Raw genomic sequence first — 11,305 nt, forward strand, 5'->3', positions numbered from 1 at the left:
GAAAGAAGTTGCCGAAATTTTGGATAATAGTGTAAAAGCCGTAGAGTCTTTACTGCAAAGGGCTAAGGTTTCAATTACAAAAAAAATTAAAGAGAGCGAAGGATTTTAAAATACTTATCGTAAAATAAATAAACATGGATATTGAAGAAAGATTAAATAGCTTAAAAAATATACAGGAAGTAGATGTTCCTCCATTTTTATTCACACGCATCCAACAAGGGATAAAAGATAAAAAGAAAAAGTCTGTACCAATGCCTTGGCGTTGGGCTTTTGCAGCTTCCGGACTTTTGATTTTAGCATTAAACTTATCTGTATTCTATAATCAGGTAATTACTAAAGAAAGGACTAATATTTCTACGCTTGCAAGTGCTATGCAAATGACAAATTCAAACGATTTATATAATGAGCAAAATTAAATTATTGACTATAGGGGTAATAGGCTTATTGATTTTAAATTTGGGGTTAATAGGTTTTTTGTTTTTAAAACGGCCTATGCAAGGCAAAGGAATGAGACCGGAAAATGATGCCCCAAAGCAAATAATAGTTAAAAGGCTACATTTTTCTGCCTCACAGACAAAACAATATGAAGAGTTAATTAAAGAACACCAAATAAAAGTGAGAGCGTTCAACGATAGCATTGCAGTTATTAAAAACCAGCTTTACGGATCTTTGGCAAATGATAATTTTGAAGCTAAAGATGTTTTGATAGCAAAGCTTTCCAATTTGCAAGAACAGATAGAGCTGCTACACTATAATCATTTTGCGGCTATTAGAAAAATATGTCGAGCCGATCAGATAGCAGATTTTAATGCGCTGAGTAAAGATTTGGCAAGATTTTTTTTTCAGCCTAAAAGTATCGATCAAGATGGTCCGCCACCCAGAGAATAGCTACTTTGAATAAAGATAAGTTAACAAACATAAATGTTTTTCTTTTAACGGACTATTTTAAGTCATGATTTAAAAAAAAATTCCCACCTCGCTTCAACTTATAGTGGAAAGGGTAGCAAAACCACTTACTTCATGTAGTTTTCTAAAATTTCATTTAAGCTCATTAATAACGCTTATTATTATTTCTAATACCGAAGGATTAACAATGCGTTCTCGTATAAGAATGTAACTGGATAAATAATAAATTCATATTTTCCTTAATAAGGTAAAGTTATCCCTTGGTTAACTCATACTATAAGTAATAATTCAATGAAATATTTGATCACCGCTATCGCGGTAGTATTATTCTCCCTTAACGTTAAGGCCCATAACCCACAATTGGCTACCCTAACACTTATGCAGGAAAAAGGGGATAAATGGGGCGTATTTATCGTTGTTCCATTTGCAACATGCCAGATGGCCTTGCAGAATAATTACCTGGGGTTAGATACCCAAAACATAGACATAAAAAGGTTTAATGATCTTCTCAATAAATTGATACAAAATAGTTGCCTATTTGTAGCTAACGGAAATGACACCCTTTTCCTTAACACTGCCAAAATTAAACTTGGACATGAAGTAGAAATATACTACCAAATAAACAAAGTAGTACCCAAATTAGATTCCGTTACGGTTTTGTTTAATGCATTTTCCTCTCTAAGAGATCAAAATACAATCTTCAGAATATTTCAGTCTGGCAAAGCTGCAGGCAATTTTATTTTAAACACTGAAAATAAATATAAACTATCCCTAAAAAAAAGTCAGATGGGGTTTAGCGTTATCGATTATCCATCTGATTTAAAAACTAACAAATGGATAATGATTACACTCATAAGCGTCCTCTTGCTCACGGCTTTATTTTTTTTTATAAAGCACTTCCCAAAGTTAAATATCCAATTCTTTAAAAAATAAACATGAAGAGATTTTCATATTCCAGTACAATTATAATTTTTTCAATTTTACTACTTGTTTTATTAATCAGTTTTAGCAATAGCTCAAATAGAAACGCTGCCGTAGAAGGAACTGAGATTATTGTACAGGTGAATCCGGACTATTTTATTCAGGAAGGATTACTTGAACCCATAATTAAAGTAGATCACAAATTATCTGACGGTAGCACTGCTGAATGTTATAAAATTGTGACTAAGTCTATACCTTCTGAGCATGCCATGGGACCTTGGTGTCCAACCAATATAAACGACAGTGCTGATAAAGGTGGGATATGGATGGAAAGTGGAAAGGTTTATGATGTAGATGGTGCATTTGTGGCAAATCTTGCGAAATTTTACAATGACAGCAAGTGGAAGCTGTACAATGCAGATGGAAGCATTAATGTTACTGATACGAAGGAGGCTTGCGAAGCCGCCGCTCGCCCAGATGTAGACCCCGCTTATCAAAATTTTTGTGTTCAATGCTTGCCTTCGTACTCAGACGAGTTGAAACAAATTTTTTATATTCCGGTAAGACCGATAGTAGCCAATAAGACTATTGCCAATAAAAACATCCTTGCTGGCCCACCCCCACGGGGTGGAGGGAACAGACCTCCCGATGGAGAGAAGAATGGTGGCCGCCCAGATGGTGGAAGGCCACCGCAAGGGCTAGGGGAATTCACCATTGGTATTGCTTTTAATGGAGTGAATTTTGATCCACCTGCTCCAACCGCTGACATTTTGAAACATTATACCCTTGCGCCATTAGACGATAATGGTGGACATATTAACCTACATGCCGGTTATCATTATCATGCTGCAACTGGAAAAACAAAAAAATAAAGCAGCAGGATGGACATGCAGCCATGATTGGCTATGCTATGGATGGGTATGGCATGTTTGAACTTTTAGATGAAGCGGGAAAAGAACCTTATAAATTAGATGACTTAAGGGGACATTATGATCATGTACGTGGCTATCATTACCATGTGGGGACTGCCGGGGGAAATAAGTTTATTAATGGATTTAGGGGAAAAACAGGTGGGTTTTCTGCCTCATTTTAAATTAAACTTCTGTATAAAATGAACTCTTTCTGGTGCCTAAATATTATTTAAGAAATATCTTAAACTCAACGAAGGATTAATTAAGTGAACTCGTATAAAGTACCATGAAGCCAAATAATAAGTTTATGAAAAAAGCATTAAGCCTTATTCCCATTGGAGCATTAGTTTTAAGTGCGATAGGATTTAGTTGCACAAAAAGCAGTACTTCTAGCGATAGCAGTAATAGTGGAACGGTAGATATATAACGGGTGTAGTTCAGTCCCACTATACAGGCACTACCACGGTCTCCGTTGGCACATCTGGAATAACATTAAAAAGTACCGGGCTGCCCAACCATAAAACCCCATATTGGGGAGTTGGAAATGCCTTATATGAAGATTTTCCAAGTGGTTATCATGCGAACGTAAATACATCGATAAGTGCTCATAATTATGTTATGACTATACCTGTTAAGCCGGGCAGTACTTCCAGTCATGAAGAAACTACACTGGGGCCTATCGGGATGGCCCTCAACGGAGTTCCTATATATAACGACAGAGAAGGTGGCAATGTAGCCCTTGATGCTTTGACTATTACCACTTTTGATTATTCAGGAGCACACCCAGGCCCTGGTCAGGATTATCATTATCACACCACAGGCCGATACACTACCCAGGATGATGCTAAACTTGTCGGATTTTTAAGAGATGGTTTTCCTATTTACGGTAGGAAAGATACAACCGGATTTTATCCGGCTTTAGATTCATATGGTGGACATACGGGGCCTACACAAGATTTTCCTGCCGGTATTTATCATTACCATGCCAGTAATGTAAACTATCTGAATACGGGGTATTATATTTTAAAAGCAGGTAGTTATTATGGGTCTAAAGGAACTTTTACTCAATAAAATGTATTAAACAAAAAAAACATGAAAAAGACAATTTTTAAAGGAGTTATTACAACAATGCTTATTGCATCAATTGTAAGTTGTTCATCACCAAAGAAAGCAAATTCTAATAATGGACAACCAAATGGCGGGCCACCATCTACAGATGAATTATTTGCTCAGATGGACAGCAATAAAGATGGTAAACTGTCAAAAGCGGAAGTAAAAGGTCCGTTAGCAAATGACTTTTCTAAAATCGACGCCAATGGAGACGGATTCATAACCAAGGAAGAACTTGCAAAAGCGCCAAAGCCAAATGGAGAAAGACCAGCGCAAGGTCAAGGTGGCCCGCCAAGTGGAGGCATGCAATAAAAGAGTATAATGGTTATTAATAAAATTTATTTTTTCTTAAATATAACCATAACTGCGATTGGGTTAGCTTTTATAACTACTTGTTCAAGTACCATAAAAAAAGGTGAAGTGATTTGCTTTTCTTATAGCGTGGATACTGCTAGTATTCCTACAGATACAATTCTAATGAATAATGAGGGTCTGAATTTGAATAACGGTTACTATTATTTAAATGACAAACTATTTTCAGGATTTCTAAAAGATAATTATGAAAATAAGAAAATGAAAATGTTAGGGAGTTATTTAAACGGTATGCAACACGGCAATACCACTACCTATTATGAATCAGGAAAATTAAGGGACAGCAGGAGTTATAAAGAAAACAGAAGTTTTGGTAAGCATGTGGGATATTGGGAAAATGGGAACCAAAAATTTGAATTTTATTATTTGAATGACAAGAGAGAAGGGCCTAATAAGCAGTGGTATGAGAGCGGTCAGTCTTATGCCTTTCTAAATTTCAAAGACGACAAGGAAGATGGGATGCAAAAAGCCTGGCGAACTAATGGGAAAATATATATCAATTATGAAGTAAAGGAAGGTTTTCGCTATGGTATTCAAAAATCCAATTTATGTTACACTTTGGAGGACGAAAAATTTATAAAGTAAAATGAAATATATTGTATTCATATTCTTTTTAAGCGTTTTTCTTTCCTGTAAGGATAATGAAAGAAAGCTACCTTATTATGATTCGGCTGACTTCACCCCCAAGTGGGAAATGAAGAACTCCAAGACATTTCATGCAATACGAAAATTTAATCTGATTGATCAGGAGGGGGAAAATTTCAACGAAAAAATCTGGATGGGAAAATTTGTGTGGCAGATTTTTTTTTCACCTCCTGCCCAGGCATTTGTCCCAAAATGGCGGTAAGTATGGGCGATTTGCAAAAGGAATTTCTAAATGATGAAGATGTATTGCTAATTTCTCACTCTGTAATGCCTGCAGGAGATAGTATACCGGTATTAAAGAAATATGCTGTAGACAAAAACGTAAATTATGGCAAATGGAAATTGCTCACAGGATCTGTTAGCGAGATATATGATCTTGGACGTAAATATTACTATGTGGAGGAAGACCTGGGAATAAACAGTGACATCAGTGTTTTTTTACATACTGAAAATTTTGTCTTGCTTGATAAGCAACGCCATATACGCGGCATTTATACTAGTCTTAATATTAGCAGTATGGCTACCCTAAAGAGTGATATTAGAGTTTTGCAGAAAGAAAAATAAATTCACCGAAGGATTTATAAAAACAGGTCGTATAACCTAAGAAACAATAAAAGTTATGCGATATAAACTCTTAACCATTATATCAATATGTACCATATTGATGGCATGCAAAAAAGATGATAATACATCTACAGATGATACCACATCTACCGGAACAGTAATCACCGTAGATGCTGCAAATTTCCTAACTTCAACAGGGTCAGTTGTGATTACAACTGAGAATAAAACCCTGTCAAATGGGACCACTGCACCATGTTACAAAATTGTAACTAAAAGTATTCCAGCAGATCACGCTATGGGGCCTTGGTGTCCAACTAATATAAGTGATGATGCTTCCAAAGGAGGGATATGGTTGTCAGGTGGGAATGTATATGATGTTGACGGTGCTTTCATTAAGAATTTGGCTACTTTTTATAATGATGCCACTTGGCAAATGTACAATGTTTCTACAGGTGTCATCACTAAAACTGCAACCCAGGCAGATTGTGCTGCTGCAGCAAATCCTAACGTGGGTGCTCAATATAAAAACTACTGTGTAGAATGTTTGCCATCGTATGTATCTTCAGTAACAAACACTTTTTATATCCCTATAACTCCTGTAAAGCAAACTTCTTCTTATACTTTTGCTACTGGGCCAGGTGGAGCCTCAGGTCCATCAAGCAGAGGGATTGCTTTTGATGGAGTAGTATTTGATGCACCAGCACCAGTAAGCGTTATATTAGCTGCTTATACCATAGCACCTTTTGATGATTACGGTGCACATATTAACTTAGCCGCTGGTTATCATTACCATGCCGCTACAGGCTTAACGAAAAAGATTGCTCAAACCGATGGTCATGCCGCAATGATTGGATATGCAATGGATGGCTTTGCGATTTATGAAAGGTTAAGTGTAGCTGGAACAGAATATACGGATTTAGACTCAAATCGTGGACATACGGACTCTACAAGGGGTTATCATTACCATGTAGATAAAGCAGGAAATAATAATTTTATTAATGGATTGGCAGGTGCTTATGTTAAGTAGAAAGTATTTTTCGCTCGTAAAGATTGTTTTTTCTGCACTCTTTTTATTATGTTTTAAGTCAGTTTCTGCTCATAACCCTGATATCTCAAGTTTAATGATTTATGAGCAGAATGGAAAAACTATCCTACTTATAAAAAGTTCTTTAACTGCATTTGAAGGCGAGGTAGATTATATTTACGGTAAAGATGCTTACAAAACTCCAGAAGAGTTTAGGCAGTTAGTTATAAAACTTTTCAAAGAAAAATGTTCAATAGAAATTAACGGTGAAACTATTCAGTTTAATAATACGCAAATCCAATTGGGGCATGAAACCAATTTATTTAGTGAATTAGTAAATATTCCAAAAGACATCAACTCTTTACATCTTAAAAATGCTTTGTTTAAAGATATGTCGAATAACCTATGCGAAACCATCTTGAACTTGAATGGTATCCCGTTGAAGCAATACATTTTAAATAAAGATAACCAGCAAGAAGCAACATTTAAAGTAGAAGATCATAAATGGGAAATTGTAAAAACCAGCAAACCCTTCTACCAAAATCCAATTATCCTTTTAGGTTTGGCTGCGCTTTTAATCGGTGCTATCATTGCTTTTGTTAGGATTAAAAAGAAGAAAACACTTTAAAAAAAGCGACAAGAATAAACTAAAAAAAATATCCCTTTAAATTTTAAAAGACAATCTTAAAAACAAGATGAAAAAAGCAATATATCCTATTTTAGCAATATGCATACTTGTATATTCCTGTAAAAAAACCACTACCACCGATTCTGAAAGTAGCAGCAGTAGTGGTAGTAGTGCTGGTACTGATGGTACAACCACTAATAATTTTTCTAGGTTGTATGCAAAAATGTATAATGTTACATCAATAGATACATCAAGTCAAACAACTATTGTAGTTAAAACAACTGATGTACCAGACCATAAAAGCCCGTTTTTTGCCACAACAAATGCTAAATATGAAGCTTATAATGGTGATAACGCCAGCTTTAGTACGCAGATAAATTTAAATGGTTTTTTAAGCGACCCTGATTTACTATCACAAAATTTAACTTTCCGCTTTCCACGTTATCCTGTGGTTTCAAGTACCCATAGCTCTACCACCGGGGGGCCAATTGGTGTCGCAAGAAATGGGGTAGTATATTTTAATCAATATAATGGTGTTGGAGCATTATTAGATGAATTAGAAATAAACAATGCGGATCAGTATTTAGGTCATCCTACACCAACTAATGTTGGGGCGCAATATCATTACCATTATGAACCAAAATTTTTAACGGCAACTTATGGCAATTCCTCATTTATGGGGTTTTTATTAGATGGTTTTCCGGTTTACGGACCTTATGAAAACGGTGTTAAAATCACAACTTCAGTTTTAGATGCTTACAACGGACATGTAAGTGCAACAGAAGATTATCCAAATGATAAAATTTACCATTATCATGTAATATCTGCTTCTTCAAGTGTTTATACTGAGCTCTTGAAAGCTGCTCCATGGATTAACGGGGGTAAATATTATGGGACTAAAGGAACTGTAAATTAATGAAATTTATTGCCTTTCTTATTTTATTAAGTTTAACAGCTTGCGACCAAAAAAAGCAGTCAAAGGGGCAATCCGCGGTAAAGGTTGCCCCTAAAGTATACATTTTGGTAACAGATACTGCTTTACATAACCAAAATGGCACTTGGATGTATAAAGGCAAAAAAGCCAATGGATATATCATTGAGCAAAATGCAGAAGTAATAACCGGAAAACTACCAGTTGTTGATGGAAAAGAAAACGGGATTGCTTATGGTTGGTTTGAAACCGGAGAAAAAAGATATGAGAGAAATTTCAAAAATGGTAACCGGGATGGTGTGCATAAAATATGGTATAAAAACGGAAAGTTAGCAGCATTAAATTTTTTTATAGACGACAAATTTGAAGGAGAGCAAAAGGGCTATTTCAAAAGTGGCAACCTTTGGCAAAGTCTTCAATATGCAAATGGTTACGAAGAGGGTAAGCAAAAAACTTGGAACGATAGCGGCCGAGTAGTTAATAATTTTACAGTTAAAAACGGAAAACTTTATGGAGTTATTGGCAGGTATGACTGCATGTCGGTTATGCAAAAATAAAATAGTTTTAGGTTTATCATTATTGATGCTTACTTTACTTTACTCGTGTAACCATAGTGAAAAAGTAATTACAAATAAAAAAGAGACTTTGCCTTTTTACAATACCGCAGATTTTGATGCAGAATGGATTGATGAAAAAGATAGTAGTTATAAAAAAATCCATACCATTGATAGCTTTAGTTTACAAAGCCAGCTAGGTAATGTTATTACCAAAGATTCGTTGGACGGTAATATTTATGTAGCTAATTTTTTCTTTTCAATTTGTCCTAGTATTTGCCCTAAAATGACCAATAATTTTAAAACATTACAGGATAGTTTTATCAATAATAAACAAATAAAATTGGTTTCTTTCTCTGTGATGCCATGGGTAGATTCTGTTAAAGTATTAAATGAATATGCCAAGCGAAATCATATCAATCCCTCTAAATGGTATTTGTTAACAGGAGACAAAGAAGAGATTTATCACCTTGCAAGAACTTCTTTTTTTGCCGAAAAAGGTCTTGGTTTACAAAAGAATTCAGACGAATTTCTACATACAGAATCTATGTTGCTCATTGATAAAAAAGGAAGGATAAGAGGAATTTATAATGCAACACAAAAGCCAGATATCGAAAGGGTGGTTGATGATATCAAGGTATTGATGAAAGAATGAAATTTATATATTATAATTAATTTAAAGATCATCCAGCATGGTTAGGAGTCATAGCTAAAGGATATTATAATGCAAACATCTGTTTTATCTCAAGTATTTTTCTTTTACTTAATAGACTATAATGTGTTGATGCCCAAAACCGACCGCACTATTGAAATCATTGAATACAGGAATGGTAAATCCTCTATTATAATCACTTTCCAGCTTCCTATCGGCAAATGGCATGAACTTATCGGTGAGAAAACCATTGCCGATGCAATCCTGGACCGTATCGTTTATGATACACATAGAATGGAGCTACAGGGTTATGACAAGAATATCGTTATGTAAAGCCCATTGTAAAGTTTGTAGATCTATGGCATATTACGTTACTACTTTACATTTGGGCTTTACATAATAATCATCTCTTACCCAGTCCTTTTAACCAATTTATCATATTATGGTTGTCGACCCATTCTCCAGTAACCTGAGGAGGTGTAAGGCATTCTGATGCTTGTTCTATTGCCTCTCTTTGCTGTTTTGAGTCGACCCTTGCGTATATCTCTGTAGTTTGGATAGAAGTATGCCCCAGCAAGTCTCTTATCCAAATCAGGTTTACTCCGGATTGCAACAGATGTATTGCACGGCTATGCCTCAGCTGATGACAACTGGCCATTTCAGGGATAATGTCAGAATTGATTACACGAGCCATATCTGCATATTTTTTCAAGATATAAGTTATTCCAGCCCTAGTGAGTTTATTTCCAGCGCTATTACAGAAGATTGGCCTCTTTTTATTTATCTCGTAGTCAATAAGGTACCTATTCAAATACTTCCTGAGTATGGCAACAACATGCTCAGAAAGTGGTAGTATTCTTACTTTCCTCCCTTTTCCCTATACCTTGATCGAGTATGGTTTACTCTGTATTCGTAATGACTCTACCGTTAGGTCGACCAGTTCCTGCACCCGACAACCTGTATCATACATCAACGCAAGTATCGCAAGATGCCTCAACTCCTTATAACGTATACTATCTGGTTGTTCCAATAGTAGCTTTATCCCTTCCTTTGTGAAGTGCATTGGAGTCTGATGTTCTTTTTTTAAGTTCTTGATTGCCATGACTCTTTGCCACTGATCTAGTGTTCAATGTTATCATACTGAAGGTATGAAACAAAGGAATGGATAGCTGCCAGCCTATTATTCCGGGTGGAAATGCTATTTTCTTGATTATCAACCAGCCAGTGGATATTCTGGTCATGCTGACCCCAGTAATGCATCATACTGACCCCACCTAGGGATTTGGCCTGTCATAGCTGAGGGCATGACAATTTTACCTTTTTTTTCTTAGACAGGTGAATCGATGAGAAAAAAAGGAATCAGGATTCACCGAAAAATCACTCATAAATCTCTAAAATAATTATTACTTTTATTAAAAAAAGTAAGACATCTTTCAACCCCCTTTGCCAGCTTACTCACTGGTCATTTTGACACGGAATTACATGGCCCATTTTCATCGGAATATACAACTAGGCTTCAGCCTGATTAAATAACGCTAAAAGAATAATACATAATATCAATTTATAGATTTTCATTATTTATTGAATTACAGCTTCTTTATTTTTTAATCTATTTGCTCTGGTTAATGCTTCTAAATAATAATAATCTGCATAACTCAACGGTACATCTACTTCAGAATTAAACGGTTTTGAACCTGTGCTGTGATTTAAAATAAAACCTTTTCCATCACCCTGTTTAAATGCATAATTTATAGTAAGATTATTTACAATTTGGGAAGCTTTTGCAAAATAATTATTTGATGTTTTAGTGTAGGTACTCAATTCATACAAAGCAGATGCAATAACAGCAGCAGCAGAAGCATCTCTAGGTTCATTAGGGATATTTGGCGCATCAAAATCCCAATAAGGAATTAAATCTGCAGGCATATTTTTATTATTAAGTAGGGTTTGCTGAAAAACTCAAAAGACTAATTCAACGATATAATTTTAACATTCAAAGATAATGGCTGGTGTATGCTTGATACACCAGCCATTATCTTTATTAATGCTTTAGTACAGATCTCGATCATTGCTGAAAAACACCTGCC

16 protein-coding genes and 2 pseudogenes are annotated in these 11,305 nt (G+C 35.4%); 16 read left to right on the top strand and 2 right to left on the bottom strand.

Annotated features, from left to right (window positions below; all coding sequences use genetic code 11):
* Window positions 1-134: 134 nt before the first annotated feature.
* The 16 genes from ADIARSV_RS04315 (at window position 135) to ADIARSV_RS04380 (ending at window position 9,551) form a co-directional block, all read left to right on the top strand.
* On the top strand, window positions 135-416 hold the full coding sequence (locus ADIARSV_RS04315) for a hypothetical protein (protein ID WP_016194174.1): 282 nt from the start codon (window positions 135-137) through the stop codon (window positions 414-416).
* Window positions 403-888 (top strand): periplasmic heavy metal sensor, encoded by a 486-nt coding sequence (locus tag ADIARSV_RS04320; RefSeq protein ID WP_040299065.1) that lies wholly within the window; start codon window positions 403-405, stop codon window positions 886-888. Before ADIARSV_RS04315 ends, ADIARSV_RS04320 begins: the two co-directional genes overlap by 14 nt.
* Window positions 889-1,284: 396 nt before the next feature.
* On the top strand, window positions 1,285-1,839 hold the full coding sequence (locus ADIARSV_RS04325) for a hypothetical protein (protein ID WP_152439767.1): 555 nt from the start codon (window positions 1,285-1,287) through the stop codon (window positions 1,837-1,839).
* Window positions 1,840-1,841: 2 nt separating this feature from the next.
* The gene (locus ADIARSV_RS22365; protein ID WP_016194177.1) at window positions 1,842-2,699 is read left to right on the top strand and encodes a hypothetical protein; all 858 of its coding nucleotides are present in this window, start codon (window positions 1,842-1,844) and stop codon (window positions 2,697-2,699) included.
* A 23-nt stretch (window positions 2,700-2,722) separates the two neighbouring features.
* Window positions 2,723-2,920 carry a hypothetical protein gene (locus tag ADIARSV_RS22370; RefSeq protein WP_016194178.1) on the top strand — a complete coding sequence of 66 codons (198 nt, stop codon included), beginning with the start codon at window positions 2,723-2,725 and terminating at the stop codon, window positions 2,918-2,920.
* Between the two features lie 104 nt (window positions 2,921-3,024).
* Entirely contained in the window at window positions 3,025-3,165 is a 141-nt protein-coding gene (locus ADIARSV_RS22375) for a hypothetical protein (protein ID WP_016194179.1), read from the top strand.
* A gap of 191 nt (window positions 3,166-3,356) precedes the next feature.
* Complete coding sequence (locus tag ADIARSV_RS22380) at window positions 3,357-3,809, top strand: YHYH protein (protein ID WP_016194180.1); 453 nt, start codon at window positions 3,357-3,359, stop codon at window positions 3,807-3,809.
* A gap of 21 nt (window positions 3,810-3,830) precedes the next feature.
* On the top strand, window positions 3,831-4,160 hold the full coding sequence (locus ADIARSV_RS04340) for an EF-hand domain-containing protein (RefSeq protein WP_016194181.1): 330 nt from the start codon (window positions 3,831-3,833) through the stop codon (window positions 4,158-4,160).
* A gap of 9 nt (window positions 4,161-4,169) precedes the next feature.
* Complete coding sequence (locus ADIARSV_RS20410) at window positions 4,170-4,805, top strand: toxin-antitoxin system YwqK family antitoxin (protein WP_016194182.1); 636 nt, start codon at window positions 4,170-4,172, stop codon at window positions 4,803-4,805.
* A gap of 207 nt (window positions 4,806-5,012) precedes the next feature.
* Complete coding sequence (locus ADIARSV_RS20960; protein ID WP_235048358.1) at window positions 5,013-5,429, top strand: SCO family protein; 417 nt, start codon at window positions 5,013-5,015, stop codon at window positions 5,427-5,429.
* 100 nt (window positions 5,430-5,529) lie between these two features.
* The gene (locus tag ADIARSV_RS04355; protein WP_016194185.1) at window positions 5,530-6,456 is read left to right on the top strand and encodes a YHYH protein; all 927 of its coding nucleotides are present in this window, start codon (window positions 5,530-5,532) and stop codon (window positions 6,454-6,456) included.
* Window positions 6,428-7,081, top strand: a complete 654-nt coding sequence (locus ADIARSV_RS04360) for a hypothetical protein (protein ID WP_235048359.1) — start codon at window positions 6,428-6,430, stop codon at window positions 7,079-7,081. The genes ADIARSV_RS04355 and ADIARSV_RS04360 overlap by 29 nt, the downstream gene beginning before the upstream one ends.
* Before the next feature lie 67 nt (window positions 7,082-7,148).
* Entirely contained in the window at window positions 7,149-7,997 is an 849-nt protein-coding gene (locus ADIARSV_RS04365) for a YHYH protein (protein WP_016194187.1), read from the top strand.
* Window positions 7,997-8,569, top strand: coding sequence for a toxin-antitoxin system YwqK family antitoxin (locus tag ADIARSV_RS04370; protein WP_016194188.1), 573 nt, complete (start codon window positions 7,997-7,999; stop codon window positions 8,567-8,569). Before ADIARSV_RS04365 ends, ADIARSV_RS04370 begins: the two co-directional genes overlap by 1 nt.
* Window positions 8,523-9,221, top strand: a complete 699-nt coding sequence (locus ADIARSV_RS04375; protein ID WP_200864712.1) for an SCO family protein — start codon at window positions 8,523-8,525, stop codon at window positions 9,219-9,221. The genes ADIARSV_RS04370 and ADIARSV_RS04375 overlap by 47 nt, the downstream gene beginning before the upstream one ends.
* A 69-nt stretch (window positions 9,222-9,290) precedes the next feature.
* The gene (locus ADIARSV_RS04380) at window positions 9,291-9,551 is read left to right on the top strand and encodes an ATP-binding protein (RefSeq protein ID WP_016194190.1); all 261 of its coding nucleotides are present in this window, start codon (window positions 9,291-9,293) and stop codon (window positions 9,549-9,551) included.
* Window positions 9,552-9,621: 70 nt separating this feature from the next.
* On the opposite strand, the pseudogene ADIARSV_RS20415 reads toward ADIARSV_RS04380, so the two are convergent.
* Window positions 9,622-10,320: pseudogene (locus ADIARSV_RS20415) on the bottom strand (tyrosine-type recombinase/integrase).
* A 476-nt stretch (window positions 10,321-10,796) separates the two neighbouring features.
* Window positions 10,797-11,162, bottom strand: a pseudogene (locus ADIARSV_RS04390) (glycoside hydrolase family 88 protein); the annotation flags it as partial.
* Window positions 11,163-11,305: the final 143 nt, after the last annotated feature.

It is taken from the genome of Arcticibacter svalbardensis MN12-7 (assembly GCF_000403135.1).
Classification (GTDB): Bacteria; Bacteroidota; Bacteroidia; order Sphingobacteriales; family Sphingobacteriaceae; genus Arcticibacter; species Arcticibacter svalbardensis.